Here is a 16,404-nt window from a genome sequence, read left to right on the forward strand (position 1 = left end):
CAGGCACCCCGGCGCGGGCGGCCCTCAGCGCGGCGTCGACGCCACGGCGCGCTCGAGCGCGTCGATGAACATGGCGGCCACGTGGAAGCCCGTCTGCTGGGTGATCTCCTGGAAACAGGTCGGACTCGTCACATTTATTTCGGTCAGGTAGTCGCCGATCACGTCGAGCCCGACCAGCAACAGGCCCCGCTCCCACAGCCGCGGCGCCAAGGCCTCGGCGATGGCACGGTCGCGCGCCGACAGCGGCTGGGCCCGGCCCATGCCGCCGACGGCCAGGTTGCCGCGTACCTCGCCGGCCATCGGCACGCGCGCCAGCGCGTAGGGGACCGGCTCGCCACCGATCAGCAGGATGCGCTTGTCGCCTTCCTTGATCTCGGGGATGTAGCGCTGCGCCATCAGCGTGCGCGCACCGTTGTCGCCCAGGGTCTCGACGACGGCACCCAGGTTCATGCCGTCCGCGCCGACGCGGAACACGCCCATGCCGCCCATGCCGTCCAGCGGCTTGATGACGATGTCGCGATGCTCGGCATGGAAGGCACGGATGCGTGCCATGTCGCGCGACACCAGCGTAGGCGCGGTGAACTGCGGGAATTCGCCGATCGACACCTTCTCGGAATGGTCACGGATCGCGCGCGGCTTGTTGAACACCCGCGCGCCCTGCGCCTCGGCCAGTTCGAGCAGCCAGGTGCTGGTCACGTACTCCATGTCGAAGGGCGGATCCTTGCGCATCAGCACGGCGTCGAATTCGGCCAGCGCCTGCGCGGCCGGATCCCCCACCTCGTACCAGTCATGGCCGTCGCCGCGCAGCGACAGCGGGCGCACCAGCGCCTCGACGCGCTGGTTCACCAGCGATATCTGCGACTGCAGGCAAAAGAACAGTTCGTGCCCGCGCGCCGCCGCCTCGGTCATCATGGCGTAGGTGGAGTCCTTGTAAGTCTTGAAGGTCTCCAGCGGATCGGTAATGAAAAGAATGCGCATCTTGCTGCCCGGTTTCTGGGTTGAGGTGCCACCCGGGGCGCCGCTTAAGCGCGCCGGGTGCGGCGGATGTCAGAGGATCGGGTTGGGATCGGTCTTTTCCAGCTCCACCGAGGCCGCCAGCAGGGCCAGCCGCGCCACCACGCCATACATGTAGAAGCGGTTGGGCACGGCGGCGCCGGGCTTGGCATGCGTGTCCGGGATGCCGTTGGCGGCAAAGGCGAGCGGCACGAAGTGCATGCCAGGCGCATTCAGGTTCTCGTCGTTGCCGCGGCCCGTGTGCACCCGGTAGAAGCCGCCCACCACATAGCGGTCGATCATGTAGACCACCGGCTCGGCGACGGCCTCGTTGATCTTCTCGAAGGTATGCACGCCTTCCTGCACGATGACGTCGTTGACCTCCAGGCCTTCCTTGACGACGCTCATCTTGTTGCGTTCCTTGCGATTGAGGCCCTTGACCTCGGCAGGATCGCGCACCGTCATGATGCCCATGCCATAGGTACCGGCATCAGCCTTGACCACCACATAGGGGGTCTCCTTGATGCCGTACTCGCGGTACTTCTTGGCGATCTTCTTGAGCACGGCCTCGACCGTGTCGGCCAGTTCTTCCTCGCCCACGCGCTCGTGGAAATTGATGCCCGAGCAGCGTGCGAAGTAGGGATTGACCATCCACTGGTCGATGTCGATCAGCTTGGCGAACTTCTTGGCCACCTCGTCGTAGGCGGCAAAGTGGCTGGTCTTGCGGCGAGTCGACCAGCCCGCGTGCAGCGGCGGCAGCAGGTACTGCTCGTTGATGTTCTCCAGGATCGGTGGAATGCCGGCCGACAGGTCATTGTTGAGCAGGATCGAGCAGGGGTCGAAGTCCTTCAGCCCCAGCCGGCGGCCCTTGGCCCCGAGGCGTGCCAGCGGCTCCACCACCAGGCTCTGTCCGTCCGGCAGCTCGATCGGGGTCGGCTCGGTGATTTCCTCGGACAGGGAGCCCAGGCGCACGTTCAGCCCCGCCTGGCGCATGATCAGCGACAGGCGCGCCACGTTCTGCAGGTAGAACATGTTGCGGGTGTGGCGCTCGGGGATCAGCAGCAGATTCTTGGCATCCGGGCAGATCTTCTCGATCGCCGCCATCGCCGCCTGCACCGCCAGCGGCAGCATTTCCGGCGCCAGGTTGTTGAAGCCGCCCGGGAACAGGTTGGTGTCCACCGGCGCCAGCTTGAAGCCGGCGTTGCGCAGGTCCACCGAACAGTAGAACGGCGGCGTATGCTCCTGCCACTCCAGCCTGAACCAGCGCTCGATGGACGGAGTGGCATCCAGGATCTTTTTCTCCAGTTCGAGCAGCGGACCGTTCAGCGCGGTAATGAGATGCGGGACCATATCCATCCTATTGATCGTCTTTATCGTTCGCCCCGATTGTAGAGGAACGGCCAATTGGCTGCAGGGACGCACCTGATAAGGATATGCGCCACCGAGCATAAGGGAAGTCAAGATGGGGGCGGCCGGCCGGAAGTAAAGACCCCGCTCGCAGCAGATGGCGCCGGCGACTTGCCGCAGGCGGAAGCAAAAAAAAAGCGCAGCATGATGCCGCGCTTCGAATAGCCTGACAGATACGGGGAGCGTTCTGCAGGTGGAGGAAACTGCCTCACTGGCACTGTATTTGTATGCCCCCCTAAATACAATTGAAGCTTTTTAAGATCGGATTTAAGCGGCTGGCGAGTAGTTGCCGGAGATGCTGCTGCGGCGAGGCCGACAAGGGAAAAGACCCCGCGCAAGCGCCGGGCAAACCCCCTGAGAGACGATGCCCCATCAGTTCTCCGGCACGAGCCCTTTGCGCTCAGGCTTCGTATCAGACTTCATACGCGGTTTCACCGTGCGAGGTGATGTCCAGGCCCTCGCGCTCCTCTTCTTCCGGCACCCGCAGGCCGATCAGCATATCCACCAGCTTGTAGGCAATGAAGGCGACCGTGGCAGACCAGACGATGGTGGTCAGCACGCCTTGGAACTGAATCCACAGCTGGCCGGCGATCGAGTAGTCGTCGGCGACCTTGTTGGCCACATAGTCGTAGACGCCGGTGCCGCCCAGGCTCGGCGCGGTGAACACACCGGTCAGCAGCGCACCCAGGATGCCGCCCACGCCGTGCACGCCGAACACGTCGAGCGAGTCATCCATGCCCAGCATCCGCTTCAGGCCGGTCACGCCCCACAGGCACAGCAAGCCGGCGATCAGGCCCATCGCGATCGCGCCCATCGGACCGACGAAGCCGGCGGCCGGCGTGATGGCCACCAGACCGGCCACCGCGCCCGAGGCGCCGCCCAGCATGGAGGGCTTGCCCTTGCTGATCCACTCGCCGAAGGTCCAGGACAGCACGGCGGCGGCTGTGGCCAGCAGCGTATTGACGAAGGCCAGGCCGGCAGCGCCGTTGGCTTCCAGGCCCGAGCCGGCGTTGAAGCCGAACCAGCCGAACCACAGCAGCGAGGCACCCACCATGGTGAAGGTCAGGCTGTGCGGACGGATCGCCTCGCGGCCGAAGCCGATGCGCTTGCCGAACAGGAAGGCACCGACCAGGCCCGCCACCGCAGCATTGATGTGCACCACCGTGCCGCCGGCATAGTCGAGCGCGCCCTTCTGGAACAGCCAGCCGCCCTTGGCCGTGGCAGCCGCGCCGGCAGCCGCGTCGGTGTAGGCGTCAGGCCCCGGCCAGAACCACACCATGTGCGCGATCGGCAGGTAGGAGAAGGTGAACCACAGCACCACGAAGACCAGCACCGCCGAGAACTTCGCGCGCTCGGCGAAGGCGCCGATGATCAGCGCGCAGGTGATCGCCGCGAACGCCAGCTGGAAGGCGAAGTAGACCAGTTCCGGCACGACCACGCCCTTGCTGAAGGTGGCTGCCACCGCGTCCACTGTCAGGCCCCTCATGAACAGCCGCTCGGTGCCGCCGAAGAAGGCATTGCCCTCGGTGAAGGCGAAGCTGTAGCCGTAGATGGCCCACAGCAGCGATATCAGCGAGAAGATCACCAGGCACTGCATCAGCACCGACAGCATATTCTTCGACCGCACCAGGCCGCCGTAGAACAGCGCCAGGCCGGGCAGCGTCATCAGGATGACGAAGGCCGTGCAGACCAGCAGCCAGGCCGTGTCACCCTTGTTGGGCGTAGGGGCGGCGGCCGCTGCAGCAGGCGTGGCGGGAGCCGCCGCCGGGGCTGCGGCTGCCGGCGTGGCCGGCGCGGCTGCCGTGGCCGCAGCAGCGTGCGCTGATGCCTCGGCGGTGGCGGCGGACGCTTCGGCCGCCGGCTTGTCCTGCGCCACGGCATGGGTCGAGAGGCTGAAACTTGCCGCGCCGACGGCGAGCGTCAGGGCGCCGGCCGACAGGATTCGCTTGAACCAGGTTTTCATGTGCATACCCTCTTGTCTTGGAGCTGTTGGTTCGTCACAGTGCATCGACGCCGGTCTCGCCGGTGCGGATGCGGATGACCTGCTCGATCGGCGCGACGAAGATCTTGCCATCCCCGATCTTGCCCGTGCGCGCCGCCTTCTCGATGGCCTCGATGGCGCGCTCGACCACCTCGTCGGGCACGGCCACCTCGATCTTGACCTTGGGCAGGAAATCGACGATGTACTCCGCCCCCCGGTACAGCTCGGTATGGCCCTTCTGGCGGCCGAAGCCCTTGACCTCGGTGACAGTGATGCCGGACACGCCCACGTCCGAGAGCGTCTCGCGGACCTCGTCGAGCTTGAACGGCTTGATGATGGCTATGATGAGTTTCATTTGTTCACTCCTTGGAGCGGCCCGGGAAGCTCTCCTTCGGCTCAGACTCGGGACGGTGTCGTTCTTGGATGTCGGATACCTGCGCCAGAACTACCGCAACTGCCGTGCCAGGCTGCGAGTGGCGAGCCTCGGGCAAGGCCCGCATCCGGTGCATGTGGTGGCCGGCTGACGGCCAAAACCCGCTATTCGGGCGTGCCGGCGCGGAAATCGGGTTAAAAGATGTATCCTGCGACGCGCCGGTGCTTTCATGCCGGCGGCGCAGGCGTCATAATCCGGGCAAGCCGGTGTTCGGCGTCGCGTGTGCGGCATTGCCCCCTTCGCCCCAAGCAGGTGCAGGGCCGTGCAAGGGTGCCAGACGCACCACCGGCAATTGCGCACCATCGCGGTGCGAATGTGCGAAAAGGAGTACCACCATGAAACCGACCGATCTCTTCAACGACCTGCAGAGCAAGGTCACCGAGGCCCTGCGCAATTCCCCGGCCAAGGACATCGAAAAAAACGTGCGAAGCATGATGACCCAGGGCTTTGCCAAGCTCGACCTGGTCACGCGCGAAGAATTCGATGTGCAGTCGCAGGTGCTGGCGCGCACGCGCGCACGCCTGGAAGAGCTGGAAGCCCGCGTGGCCGAACTCGAACGGCGCGCCGGCAACACCAGCGACACCTGACCCATGCCGGGACCCAGGCGGCCGCCGGTCTGCGCCCTGCCCCTGGCCCACACAATGGCCGCCGCCCGCCGGCGGCCATTTTCGTTAACAGATCGGTGACATGGGACTGGCCCTGCTTCGCAGCCGCGCGCTGACCGGCATCGAGGCGCGCTCGGTGTCGGTGGAGACCCACCTGGCCAACGGCCTGCCCGCGTTCAACATCGTGGGGCTGGCCGAGACCGAGGTGCGCGAGAGCCGCGAACGCGTGCGCGCCGCCATCCTCAATAGCGGCTTCGAGTTCCCCAACCGCCGCATCACCGTCAACCTGGCCCCGGCCGACCTGCCCAAGGAATCGGGCCGCTTCGACCTGCCCATCGCCCTGGGCATCCTGGCCGCCAGCGGTCAGGTTCCGCTGCAAGGACTGGATGGCCTGGAATTCGCCGGCGAGCTGTCGCTGTCAGGAGAATTGCGCCCAGTGCGCGGCGCACTCGCGATGGCCATGGGATTGGCGCACGACAACCGTGCCCGGCAGGCCGAAGGCGCACCGCCGCGAGCCTTCGTGGTGGCGGCGGAAAACGGCCCCGAGGCAGCGCTGATCTCGGACCTGACGGTCCTCCCGGCACGCACCCTGCTGGCGGTCTGCGCCCACCTGCGGCCCGCCGGACAGGAGCGGCTCGCTGCGGCGGCACCGCTGGCGCTCCCTGCGCAGCCGGCCACACAGGCCGATATGTGCGAGGTCCGCGGACAGGCGCAGGCGCGCCGCGCCATGGAGGTGGCCGCGGCCGGGCAGCATTCGGCACTACTGGTCGGCCCGCCCGGCACCGGCAAGTCGATGCTGGCGCAGCGCTTCCCAGGCCTGCTGCCGCCCATGACGCTGGCCGAGGCACTGGAATCCGCAGCGGTGCTGAGCCTGACCTCCGGCGGCTTCCAGCCTGCGCGCTGGGGCCAGCGCCCCTTCCGCGCGCCGCACCACACGGCCTCGCCCGCGGCGCTGGTCGGTGGCGGCGGCACGCCGCGTCCCGGCGAGATCTCGCTGGCCCACCATGGCGTGCTGTTCCTGGACGAATTGCCCGAATTCGAGCGCAAGGTGCTGGAGGTACTGCGCGAGCCACTGGAATCCGGCCGCATCACCATTTCGCGCGCCGCCCATCAGGCGGACTTCCCCGCGCGCTTCCAGTTCGTCGCCGCGATGAATCCCTGCCCCTGCGGCTATCTGGGCCACCCCCGCCGCCCTTGCCGCTGCACGCCCGACCAGGTGCTGCGCTACCAGTCCCGCCTGTCCGGGCCGCTGCTGGACCGCATCGACCTGCAGATCGAGGTGCCGGCGCAAGAACAGCAGGAGGTGCTGGACGGCCCGCCCGGCGAATCGACCGAAGCGGTGCGCGCCCGCGTGTTGCAGGCTCGCGCCCGCCAGTTGGCGCGCCAGGGCAAACCCAATAGCGAACTGGCGCCCGGCGACACCGACGACCATTGCCCGCTGGCGCCGGCCGCGCAGTCCTTGCTGCGCGAGGCCATGGCCGGGCTGGGCTGGTCGGCGCGCGCCTACTTCCGGGCGCTCAAGATCGCCCGCACCATCGCGGATCTGGACGGCGCCGATGTCCTGGAAACCCCGCACGTGGCCGAGGCCATCCAGTACCGGCGGGTCTTGCGTTCGTCCTGAACGGGCTGGCGGTTGCCCGGGCCCGTCAGGCGGCGGGCGCCGCCTCCGGCGGCTCCACGGGCGGCGACGGAGGCTCCTCGATCGGCGGCAGATCGGGCGGGATGCCGGGCGGAGGCGGATCCTCGATCGGCGGCACGGTATGGACCGGCCTGACGCGCGGCAGCGGGAAGCGGGACATCTGGACTCTCCGGAAGGAAGCTGACCCGTTCATTGAAGCAAACCCGGCCGTGGCCCGCCAGTCTGCGCCAGGCCCGGCCCCGCCTCGGGTGGCGCTGGATGGCGCTCAGCTGGCAGGATGGCGCCGCACGAAGAACAGCGCCGCGCCGACCGCCATCAGCACGCTGCCGAAGAAGCGGTTTTGCCAGCGCACCGCGCGGACATTACGGAACAGCCCTTGCATGCGCGACGCCAGCAGGGCATAGCCATGCATCACGATCAGGTCGACCGCGCACATGGTGACGGCCAGGACTGCCAGCTGTGGCGCCAGCGCGTGGGTCGGATCGATGAACTGCGGCAAGACCGCGACCATGAAGATGATGCCCTTCGGGTTGGTCACATTGGTCAGCAGGCCGGTGGCGAAACGCCGGCGCGGGCTCATCACGGCGGCGCGCGCCCGGCCCTCGCCCTCTTCCGGCGCGGCATCCACCTTGGCACGCCATTGCTGGATGCCCAGGTAGATCAGGTACAGCGCACCAACGGTCTTGACCACGGCGAAGGCATGCTCGGAGGCGATCAGCAGCGCCCCCAGCCCGCCGCCGGCCACCAGCAGGATGATCACCAGCCCCGCCTGCAGGCCGAAGATGGTCGTGCTGGTCTTGCGCAGGCCATAGGAAAGGCCGTGGCTCATCGACAGCACCGCCCCGGAGCCCGGTGACAGGGCGATCAGCCAGCAGGCCGCGAAATATGCCAGCCAGATTTCCACACGCATTGCATTGCTCCTTGCTTGTTCAATGATCTCAATGATCGGTTCTCAGGCTTCCACGCCCGCGCACGGTGCCGCGCTCAGAACGGATGGAAGCCATCGAGGAATTGGGCCACCTGCTCGGACTGGCGCCGGTCGCGCGCGGCATCGCCCGCCTCCAGCACCACCGCCTGGTAGACGTGCCTGCCCGAGGCGACCAGGCGCGCGGTCAAGCGCCGCGGCGATTGGTCCTGCGGCGACACTGCCGCAACCTCCAGTTCCACGCCTTCCAGCGCCACCGGCGGCTGGGCCGCCGACATCACCTTGACCCGGCGGGCACGCGGCGCCTCGCCGGAATGCACGCCCAGATTGGCAAGCAGGCCCGCCTGCATGGCGGCGAGCGCCTCGCTGCGCTGGGCGGCGTCGTCGTCCGGCAAGGTCAGCACCCCCACGGCGAACAGCGTGTCGTCCACCCGCGCTGCCTCCATCGTCATCGGCAGGTGGCGGCCCGCGATGGCCACCTCGCGGGCGGCGACACTGGGCTTGCCCGGGTAGAGCGCGGCGTAGCCGCCTTCATTCGACAGTACCGTGCGCCAGTCGTAGCGCGGCGAACAGGCTGCAATGAAAAGCACCAGCGCGGCCAGCGGCAGGTAGGCGTTTCGGCGAGGGCGGGGCATCTTGGCAGGGTGGCGGAGTCGGGGTTGGGTGGATGGCCGCTGGCGCTACGCGGGGCGGCGCAAGCGGCTATTATCCGGGATTGCCTGCCATCGCGCGCAACCCGACCCAGGCCTGCCCATGCCAGCCGCTGCTCCAATTTCTCTCCGCGCCGCCCGCCCCTCGCTGCACTTGCGCCGGCGATCGGCGCTGCGCCGGTGGCTGGCCCCGCTGGCAAGCCTGGCGCTGGCTGCCTGCGCGGCAGTCACGTCCATGGCGGCCATGGCGGCCACCCCGCTGCCCGCCGCCACCGACCTGGGCGAGCACGGCCGGGAAGCCGGCCGACGCGGCCAGCCGCTGGTGCTGCTGCTGTCGCTGCCGGACTGCAGCTATTGCGAGGCCGTGCGGCGAAATTACCTGGGCCCGATGGCGGCCGCCGGCCAGATCACCGCGCGCGAGTTGGACATTGCCGCCGACACGCCGCTGCGTGGCGCCGACGGCAAGCAGACCACCGCGCGCGCCTGGGCCCGCGCGCGCGGGCAGGCATTCGCCCCCACGGTGCTGTTCCTCGACGCACGGGGGCACGACGCCGCGCCGCCCTTGCGCGGCATGCAGGCCGATTTCTACGGCGCCTACCTGGATCAGCGGCTGGACGAGGCACGTGCCGCGCTGGCCGCACCGCGGTAGCCGCGCCGAGGTAGCCGCGCCTTCCCGGCGCAGCCGGACAGTCCGCGCAGGTCCTGTGTCAGATTGCCGCAGGACCGCCCCCCTGCCGGCGCTCACCGGCAGTCGCGGGCGCAAGGCATTAGAATGTCTGTTGATCGAGGCCGGCGGCACCGCCCGCGCGCCCCGGCCCCCCACATTCCGATGTACCGCACGACCATGACGATGCCTGCCTCTCCTGCCGCCTCGCCCGCCGCGCGCAAGCGCTGGCCGCTGATTGCCACCCTGCTGGTGCTGGCCCTGCTGGGCTGGTTCGGCTACCGCGCCATCGCGCCCGCCAATACCGTGCCGGCGGCCACCTTCACGCTGCTGTCCGGCGAGAAAGTCAGCACCGCCGACCTCAAGGGCAAGGTCTACTTGATCAACTTCTGGGCCACCAGTTGCGCCACCTGCGTCAAGGAAATGCCCGACATGGTGCGGACCTACCAGCAGTTCAAGGACAAGGGCCTGGAATTCGTCGCCGTGGCGATGAGCTATGACCCACCGATGTACGTGATGAACTATGCGCAAACCCGCCAGCTCCCCTTCAAGGTAGCGATGGATTCCAACGGCACCGCCGCCAAGGCCTTCGGCGACGTGCAGCTGACCCCGACCACCTTCGTCGTCGACAAGGATGGCCGCATCCTGAAGCGCTATGTGGGCGAGCCCGAGTGGGATGCGCTGCACAAGCTGCTGGACGGCGCGCTGGCCAAGTCCGCCTGAGCGGCTCTCCGACCAGCCCACGCAAGCCGCCCACCCGGGCGGCTTTTTTGTTGCCGCGCCACGGCGCGGCGGCGTCGGCGCCGCATGCCGGGCGGATCCTGGCGGGCCGGCTTGCGCGCGCATGCTGTATGGATATACAGTTAGCGCCAGCCCGCCTTCACCATGCCCGTGTCTCCGGAACTCGACCTCCCAGCCGCCTCGTCCGCCACACCCGCCGCCGACGCGCGCCCCGCGCCGCCCGCCCACCTGGCGGGCCTGAACCCCGAACAACGCGCCGCGGCCGAGCACGATGGCGCGCGGCCGCTGCTGATCATCGCCGGCGCCGGCTCGGGCAAGACCAACACGCTGGCGCACCGCGTCGCCCACCTGGTGCTGTCCGGTGCCGATCCGCGCCGCATCCTGCTGCTGACCTTCTCGCGCCGCGCCGCCGCCGAGATGGGCCGGCGCGTGGAGCGCATCGTCGACCGCGCGGTAGGCGGCAGCGGTGCCGGCCGCGCGGCGCTGCAGTGGGCGGGCACCTTCCACGCCATCGGCGCGCGCCTGCTGCGCGAGTACGCCGAAACGCTCGGCCTCTCGCCGGCCTTCACCATCAGCGACCGCGGCGACGCCGCCGACCTGATGCACATGGTGCGCCACGACCTCGGCCTGTCCGAGCAGGGCACGCGCTTCCCGCGCAAGGAGACCTGCCTGGCCATCTACTCGCGCGTGGTCAACACGCAGGCGCCGCTGGACGAGGTGCTCAAGCGCCAGTTCCCGCGCTATGCGATGTGGGAAGACGCCTTGCGCAAGCTGTTCGCGGCCTACGTCGACGCCAAGCAGGAACAGCAGGTACTCGACTACGACGACCTGCTGCTCTACTGGGCGCAGGCGCTCGCCGAACCGGCGCTGGCGGCCGACATGGGCGCGCGCTTCGACCATGTGCTGGTCGACGAGTACCAGGACACCAACGCGCTGCAGGCCGCCGTCCTGCTGGCGCTCAAGCCGGACGGGCGCGGCCTGACCGTGGTCGGCGACGATGCGCAGTCGATCTACGCCTTCCGCGGCGCCACCGTGCGCAACATCCTCGACTTTCCCGACCGCTTCACCCCGCCCGCAGCGCGCGTCACGCTGGAGCGCAACTACCGCTCCACCCAGCCCATCCTGGCCGCGGCCAATGCCGTGATCGCCCAGGCCGCCGAGCGCTACAGCAAGGAACTGTGGTCGGAACGCGCCTCGGCCGAAAAGCCGGGCGTGGTGGTGGTGGCCGACGAGGCCGAGCAGGCCCGCTATGTGGTCGAGCAGGTGCTGGCGCGGCGCGAGGCAGGCCTGGCGCTGCTCTCGCAGGCAGTGCTGTTCCGCGCGGCCGACCACAGCGCCCAGCTGGAGATCGAGCTGACCCGGCGCAATATTCCCTTCGTGAAGTTCGGGGGGCTCAAGTTCCTGGAGTCGGGCCACGTCAAGGACGTGCTGGCCGTGCTGCGCTGGCTGCAGAATCCGCGCGACCGCATCGCCGGCTTTCGCGCGCTGCAGCTGCTGCCCGGCTTCGGCCCCAAGACCGCCGGGCGCGCGCTCGATGCCATCGCGATCGCCACCGAGCCGCTCTTCGCGCTGGAGTCCTTTGCGCCGCCGCCCGCTGCCGCGCCCGCCTGGGAAGACCTGCTGGCACTGGCGCGCGCGCTGCTGGCACCGGCCTCGGCCTGGCCCGCGGAGTTCGAACAGGTGGTGGCCTGGTACCAGCCCCACCTGGAACGCATGCACGATGATGCCGCCGCGCGCCAGGCCGACCTGCAGCAACTGGAGCGCATCGCCGCCACCTATGCCTCGCGCGAGCGCTTCCTGACCGAGCTGACGCTGGACCCGCCCGATGCCTCCAGCGACGAGTCCGGCGTGCCGCTGCGCGACGAGGACTACCTGATCCTGTCCACCATCCACTCTGCCAAGGGCCAGGAGTGGAAGGCGGTCTACCTGCTCAATGCGGTGGACGGCTGCCTGCCGTCGGACCTGGCCACCGGCACCACCGAAGAGATCGAGGAAGAACGCCGCCTGCTCTATGTGGCGATGACGCGGGCGCGCGACCACCTCGACGTGGTCGTGCCGCAGCGCTTCTACGTGCACCAGCAGCCCGGCTACGGCGACCGCCACGTGTATGCCTCGCGCACGCGCTTCCTGCCTAACCGCGTGATGGGCAACTTCCACAGCCACGCCTGGCCGCCGCCCCCGCCGGTGGAGGCGGCACCGGCGCGGGCGACCTTGCCGGCGGTGGACCTGGCGGCGCGGATGCGGAAGATGTGGCGTTGAGGGGGAGGGAGGCGCTTGTTGTCTCCCCTCTCCCGCTTGCGGGAGAGGGGCCGGGGGAGAGGGCGGGCGCTTGCGAAAGGCGACGTGCTGGACACAACCGGGGGCTTCGCCTTTGCCTCGGCGGGCTGGATAACACCGAGGGCTTCGATGTTTGTGGCGCCTTGCTGGACCACCCCTCACCCCAACCCTCTCCCCATGAGGGGAGAGGGAGCCAAGACACTATGCTTGACCGACGGTGTTGGCGCATCTTGTCGGCTTCGTCTTGGCCACGGCGTGTTGGACAACACCGACGGCTTCGATGTTTGTGGTGCCTTGCTAGACCACCCCTCACCCCGGCCCTCTCCCCATGAGGGGAGAGGGGGTCAAGACCTCGTGCTTGGCCAACCGTGTTGGCGCTTCTTGTCGGCTTCGTCTTTGCCTCGGCGTGCTGGATAACACCGACGGCTTCGATGTTTGTGGTGCCTTGCTAGACCACCCCTCACCCCAACCCTCTCCCCATGAGGGGAGAGGGAGCCAAGACACTATGCTTGACCGACGGTGTTGGCGCTTCTTGTCGGCTTCGTCTTTGCCTCGGCGTGCTGGACAACACCGACGGCTTCGATGTTTGTGGTGCCTTGCTAGACCACCCCTCGCCCCCGCTCTCTCCCCATGAGGAGAGAGGGAGCCAAGACCTCGTGCCTGGCGATCGGTTTTGGCGTCTCTACAACCCGTACCGCTTGATCTTCTCGTACAGCGTCGCCTTGCCCACCTGCAGCAGGTCGGCCGCCTGGCTGACGGCGCCGCCGGTGCGTGCGAGCGTGTCGGCAATCAGCGCGCGTTCGTAGTGTTCCATGCGTTCCTTCAACGGCGCGCCATCGTCGGCCGCGGCGGCGGCCGCGCCGCCTTCGGGCACGCCCAGCACCAGCCGGTCGGCGGCGTTGCGCAGCTCTCGCACATTGCCCGGCCAGGGCCGCTGCATCAGCGCCTGGCGCTGCGTCTCGGACAAGAGCGGGACGGGGCGCTGGTAGCGCACCGCGGCCACCAGCGTGAAATGCTCGAACAGCGGCACGATGTCCTCGCGCCGCTCGCGCAGCGGCGGCAGCGGGATGGTGACCACGTTGAGCCGGTAGTAGAGGTCCTGGCGGAAGGCGCCTTGTGCGACCAGCGCCTCCATGTCGCCCTTGGCCGCGGCCACGATGCGCACGTCGATCGGGATCGAGGCATTGGAGCCGAGCCGCTCCAGCGTGCCTTCCTGCAGCACGCGCAGCAGCTTGACCTGCAGCGCCAGCGGCATGCTCTCCACCTCGTCGAGGAAGAGCGTGCCGTGCGAGGCGTGCTCGAGCTTGCCGACGCGGCGCTTGCCCGCGCCGGTGAAGGCGCCGGCCTCGTGGCCGAACATCTCGCTCTCGAAGATGGCCTCGGGCACCGCGCCGCAGTTGAGCGCGATGAAAGGCCCGTCGTGGCGGGTGGAGAGCGCGTGCAGGCTGCGCGCCACCAGCTCCTTGCCGGTGCCGGTCTCGCCGTTGATCATCACCGGCACGTCGGTGGCGGCCACGTTGGCCACCAGCGCGCGCACCTGCTCGATGGCCAGCGAGCGGCCGATGATGCGGGTGCCCGCCGCGGGCCCGGCCAGTTCGCGGCGCAGCGCGCGGTTCTCCAGCTCCAGTCCGCGCCGCTCGAGCGCGCGCCGCACGGTGTCGGTCAGCCGGTCGGCGCCGAAGGGCTTCTCGATGAAATCGTAGGCGCCCTCGCGCATGGCCTGCACCGCCATGGTGATGTCGCCGTGGCCGGTCACCAGGATCACCGGCACGCCGGGCGCCGCGTTGCGGCAGTGGTGCAGCAGGTCCAGGCCGCTGGCGCCGGACAGGCGCACGTCGGTGACCAGCACGCCGGGAAAGTCGGCCCCCAGATGCGGCATCGCCGCCTCGGCCGAGGGCAGCGCCAGCACGGAGAAACCGGCCAGTTCCAGGCTTTGCGCCGTGGCCTGGCGCACCAGGGGCTCGTCTTCGACAAACAGGACTCGCAGACCGTCTTGCATGGCAATTCTCAATGGGATACGCCGGCGATATGGCTGGCGCCGGCCGGCTGCTGCCGGGGCGCGCGGCGCAGCGCCAGCAGGAATTCGGCGCCGCCGCCCGCCGGGCTCGCCGCGCTCAACTGGCCGCCGAACTCGCGCACGATGGACGAGGAGATGGCCAGCCCCAGGCCGAGGCCTTGGCCGATCTCCTTGGTGGTGAAGAAAGGTTCGAACAGGTGCGGCAGCGCCTCGGGCGCGATGCCGGTGCCATTGTCGCGCACCGCGACCGTCACGGTGTCCGCCTCGGCGCTGACCGTCAGCGTAATGCGCGGCTGCGCCGGCGCGGCCGCCGCCACGGCATCGAGCGCATTGCCGATCAGGTTGAGCAGCACCTGCTCCAGCTTGAGCTCATCGGCCCAGACCGCGAGCCCCGGCTCGTCCTCCAGGCCGCTGCACTCAAGCCGCACGCCGGCCAGCCGCGGCGCCAGCAAGGCCAGCACGTGGTCGAGCGCAGCCTGCAGCGTGACCGCGTGCCGCCGCTGGCGCGCCTTGCCGGCGAACAGCTTGAGCTGGCCCGTGATCTTGCCCATGCGCTCGGTCAGGTCGGCGATGGCCGCCAGGTTGCCGTCGGCGGCTTCGAGCTTGCCGCGCTCCAGCAGCACGCGGGTATTGTCGGAGAACGTGCGCAGCGCGGCCAGCGGCTGGTTCAGTTCGTGAGTGATGCCGGCCGCCATCTGGCCCAGCGCGGCCAGCTTGCTGGCCTGGACCAGTTCGTCCTGGGTGGCGCGCAGCTCGTTCTCGGCGCGCGTGCGCTCGGCCACCTCGCCCTCGAGCTGCTCGTTGATCGCCATCAGGTCGGCCGTGCGTGCTTCCACACGCCGTTCCAGCTCGTCGTAGGCGGCTTCCAGCAGGCGGCGGCTGTACTGCATGTCGCGCGCGCGCTGGCGGCGCTGGCGCCAGTTGACCAGCAGCAGGCCGACGCAGGCGTAGCCCAGCGCAGCCGCCACCATGGCATTGCGTGCGCCGGCCAGCACCGGGTCGACCGAGGCCATCACGTGCATGGTCCAGTTGGCCGGCCCTACCTTGCGGCTCACTTCCAGGTAGCGCTCGGCGCGCTCGGCGCGCTCGGTGCCGGCGCGCACCGCCTCCGCGGTGCTGCCCGCCACGCCGCCGGCCGCACCGCCCGGCGGCGACACCCGCACCAGCCTGGCGCCCGGGCCCAGCACCGTGCTGCTCAGCCAGCGCGTGACCGGCGAGCTCAGCGCCTCCATCGGCAACGGCCTGACGTCGCGGTCATGGTACTGGCGGCTGGCCGCCAGTTCGGCCTGCAGCCCCGAGGACAAGGGGCGCAGCGTGCGGTACTGCCAGGCCGGCACTGAAGAGAGAAAGATCACGCCGTGGTCGTCGCTGACCATCAGCGGCTCGGCGCGGTCGCCGCCGGCGCGCTGGAACCATTCCAGGTTGAGCTTGACCACGGTCACGCCGATCACGCGGCCGGCCGCTTCGACCGGCTGGGCGATGTAGTAGCCGGGCTCGTCGCTGGTCACGCCGATGGCGTAGTAGCGGGCGATACGGCCGCCCGAGGCGACCTGAAAGTAGGGGCGGAAGCGGTAGTCGGTGCCGACGAAGCTGCCCGGCTCGCCATAGTTGCTGGCCGCCAGCGCGCGGCCGTCGGCCGCGATCACATAGGTGGCCGAGGCATGTGCGCTGCGGTTGACGTCGAACAGATAGCGGTTGGCCGCCGCCACCCGTGCCGGATCGTTGGGCGCTTGCAGCAGCTGGTGAACGAAGGGGTGGAAGGAGACCAGCGCCGGCAGGAACTCGTAGCGGTCCAGCGTGGATTCCAGCGTGGCCGCATAGCGGTCGGCGCGTGTGGCGGTCTCGCGCTCCAGCGCGGCGATGCCGCGCTGCACCGAAATCAGCCAGGTAGCGCAGCACAGCAGCAGCAGGCCGCCGGCCAGCGCGGCGACAAAGCCCCGCCAGCGGCCGCCCTCGCCGTCTGGCGCGGAGGCCAGGCGGTCGGCGGCGGGGTCGTGCACGGCAAGGAAATCGTCGGAATGCGGCATTGGCGCGGGCGAAGGCTCTCGCGCCGATGATACCCGCTGGCCGCG

14 protein-coding genes are annotated in these 16,404 nt (G+C 69.2%); 5 read left to right on the forward strand and 9 right to left on the reverse strand.

Going from position 1 to position 16,404, the window contains the following annotated elements; all coding sequences use genetic code 11:
- Positions 1-24 precede the first annotated feature (24 nt).
- The 4 genes from gshB to AC1Z3O_RS16425 all read right to left on the reverse strand — a co-directional run bounded on the left by gshB (position 25) and on the right by AC1Z3O_RS16425 (position 4,736).
- Complete coding sequence (gshB, locus tag AC1Z3O_RS16410) at positions 25-978, reverse strand: glutathione synthase (RefSeq protein WP_483516759.1); 954 nt, start codon at positions 976-978, stop codon at positions 25-27.
- 69 nt (positions 979-1,047) lie between these two features.
- The gene (gene gshA, locus AC1Z3O_RS16415) at positions 1,048-2,343 is read right to left on the reverse strand and encodes a glutamate--cysteine ligase (RefSeq protein ID WP_483517633.1); all 1,296 of its coding nucleotides are present in this window, start codon (positions 2,341-2,343) and stop codon (positions 1,048-1,050) included.
- Positions 2,344-2,812: 469 nt separating this feature from the next.
- The gene (locus AC1Z3O_RS16420) at positions 2,813-4,363 is read right to left on the reverse strand and encodes an ammonium transporter (protein WP_483516760.1); all 1,551 of its coding nucleotides are present in this window, start codon (positions 4,361-4,363) and stop codon (positions 2,813-2,815) included.
- 34 nt (positions 4,364-4,397) lie between these two features.
- Positions 4,398-4,736: a P-II family nitrogen regulator gene (locus tag AC1Z3O_RS16425; protein ID WP_483516761.1), complete on the reverse strand. Its 339-nt coding sequence runs from the start codon at positions 4,734-4,736 to the stop codon at positions 4,398-4,400.
- Positions 4,737-5,149: 413 nt separating this feature from the next.
- Between AC1Z3O_RS16425 and AC1Z3O_RS16430 the strand changes: the two genes are divergently transcribed.
- Together AC1Z3O_RS16430 and AC1Z3O_RS16435 are read left to right on the forward strand one after the other, a co-directional pair.
- The gene (locus AC1Z3O_RS16430) at positions 5,150-5,401 is read left to right on the forward strand and encodes an accessory factor UbiK family protein (RefSeq protein WP_483516762.1); all 252 of its coding nucleotides are present in this window, start codon (positions 5,150-5,152) and stop codon (positions 5,399-5,401) included.
- A 100-nt stretch (positions 5,402-5,501) separates the two neighbouring features.
- Positions 5,502-7,040 (forward strand): YifB family Mg chelatase-like AAA ATPase, encoded by a 1,539-nt coding sequence (locus tag AC1Z3O_RS16435; RefSeq protein WP_483516763.1) that lies wholly within the window; start codon positions 5,502-5,504, stop codon positions 7,038-7,040.
- A 25-nt stretch (positions 7,041-7,065) separates the two neighbouring features.
- On the opposite strand, the gene AC1Z3O_RS16440 is transcribed toward AC1Z3O_RS16435, so the two are convergent.
- The 3 genes from AC1Z3O_RS16440 to AC1Z3O_RS16450 form a co-directional block, all read right to left on the reverse strand.
- Positions 7,066-7,218 (reverse strand): hypothetical protein, encoded by a 153-nt coding sequence (locus tag AC1Z3O_RS16440; protein ID WP_483516764.1) that lies wholly within the window; start codon positions 7,216-7,218, stop codon positions 7,066-7,068.
- A gap of 105 nt (positions 7,219-7,323) precedes the next feature.
- Positions 7,324-7,968 (reverse strand): LysE family transporter, encoded by a 645-nt coding sequence (locus AC1Z3O_RS16445; RefSeq protein ID WP_483516765.1) that lies wholly within the window; start codon positions 7,966-7,968, stop codon positions 7,324-7,326.
- 74 nt (positions 7,969-8,042) lie between these two features.
- Positions 8,043-8,618, reverse strand: coding sequence for a hypothetical protein (locus AC1Z3O_RS16450; RefSeq protein ID WP_483516766.1), 576 nt, complete (start codon positions 8,616-8,618; stop codon positions 8,043-8,045).
- Positions 8,619-8,736: 118 nt separating this feature from the next.
- Between AC1Z3O_RS16450 and AC1Z3O_RS16455 the strand changes: the two genes are divergently transcribed.
- From AC1Z3O_RS16455 to AC1Z3O_RS16465, 3 genes are all read left to right on the forward strand, one after another.
- Positions 8,737-9,282, forward strand: coding sequence for a thioredoxin domain-containing protein (locus AC1Z3O_RS16455; RefSeq protein ID WP_483516767.1), 546 nt, complete (start codon positions 8,737-8,739; stop codon positions 9,280-9,282).
- 195 nt (positions 9,283-9,477) lie between these two features.
- Positions 9,478-10,020 carry a TlpA disulfide reductase family protein gene (locus tag AC1Z3O_RS16460; protein WP_483517634.1) on the forward strand — a complete coding sequence of 181 codons (543 nt, stop codon included), beginning with the start codon at positions 9,478-9,480 and terminating at the stop codon, positions 10,018-10,020.
- Between the two features lie 162 nt (positions 10,021-10,182).
- Positions 10,183-12,297, forward strand: coding sequence for an ATP-dependent helicase (locus AC1Z3O_RS16465; protein ID WP_483516769.1), 2,115 nt, complete (start codon positions 10,183-10,185; stop codon positions 12,295-12,297).
- 700 nt (positions 12,298-12,997) lie between these two features.
- Here AC1Z3O_RS16465 and AC1Z3O_RS16470 read toward each other — a convergent pair.
- Together AC1Z3O_RS16470 and AC1Z3O_RS16475 are read right to left on the reverse strand one after the other, a co-directional pair.
- Positions 12,998-14,314, reverse strand: coding sequence for a sigma-54-dependent transcriptional regulator (locus AC1Z3O_RS16470; protein ID WP_483516771.1), 1,317 nt, complete (start codon positions 14,312-14,314; stop codon positions 12,998-13,000).
- 8 nt (positions 14,315-14,322) lie between these two features.
- A complete protein-coding gene (locus tag AC1Z3O_RS16475; protein ID WP_483516772.1) occupies positions 14,323-16,359 on the reverse strand; it encodes a sensor histidine kinase in 2,037 nt (678 codons plus the stop codon).
- Between the last annotated feature and the right edge of the window lie 45 nt (positions 16,360-16,404).

It is taken from the genome of Cupriavidus sp. 09_S30 (assembly GCF_056930435.1).

Bases quoted from the DNA above. Each gene is read 5' to 3' on its own strand.
- gshB (WP_483516759.1), bottom strand. From the start codon at position 978: ATGCGCATTCTTTTCATTACCGATCCGCTGGAGACCTTCAAGACTTAC.
- gshA (WP_483517633.1), bottom strand. From the start codon at position 2,343: ATGGTCCCGCATCTCATTACCGCGCTGAACGGTCCGCTGCTCGAACTG.
- AC1Z3O_RS16420 (WP_483516760.1), bottom strand. From the start codon at position 4,363: ATGAAAACCTGGTTCAAGCGAATCCTGTCGGCCGGCGCCCTGACGCTC.
- AC1Z3O_RS16425 (WP_483516761.1), bottom strand. From the start codon at position 4,736: ATGAAACTCATCATAGCCATCATCAAGCCGTTCAAGCTCGACGAGGTC.
- AC1Z3O_RS16430 (WP_483516762.1), top strand. From the start codon at position 5,150: ATGAAACCGACCGATCTCTTCAACGACCTGCAGAGCAAGGTCACCGAG.
- AC1Z3O_RS16435 (WP_483516763.1), top strand. From the start codon at position 5,502: ATGGGACTGGCCCTGCTTCGCAGCCGCGCGCTGACCGGCATCGAGGCG.
- AC1Z3O_RS16440 (WP_483516764.1), bottom strand. From the start codon at position 7,218: ATGTCCCGCTTCCCGCTGCCGCGCGTCAGGCCGGTCCATACCGTGCCG.
- AC1Z3O_RS16445 (WP_483516765.1), bottom strand. From the start codon at position 7,968: ATGCGTGTGGAAATCTGGCTGGCATATTTCGCGGCCTGCTGGCTGATC.
- AC1Z3O_RS16450 (WP_483516766.1), bottom strand. From the start codon at position 8,618: ATGCCCCGCCCTCGCCGAAACGCCTACCTGCCGCTGGCCGCGCTGGTG.
- AC1Z3O_RS16455 (WP_483516767.1), top strand. From the start codon at position 8,737: ATGCCAGCCGCTGCTCCAATTTCTCTCCGCGCCGCCCGCCCCTCGCTG.
- AC1Z3O_RS16460 (WP_483517634.1), top strand. From the start codon at position 9,478: ATGACGATGCCTGCCTCTCCTGCCGCCTCGCCCGCCGCGCGCAAGCGC.
- AC1Z3O_RS16465 (WP_483516769.1), top strand. From the start codon at position 10,183: ATGCCCGTGTCTCCGGAACTCGACCTCCCAGCCGCCTCGTCCGCCACA.
- AC1Z3O_RS16470 (WP_483516771.1), bottom strand. From the start codon at position 14,314: ATGCAAGACGGTCTGCGAGTCCTGTTTGTCGAAGACGAGCCCCTGGTG.
- AC1Z3O_RS16475 (WP_483516772.1), bottom strand. From the start codon at position 16,359: ATGCCGCATTCCGACGATTTCCTTGCCGTGCACGACCCCGCCGCCGAC.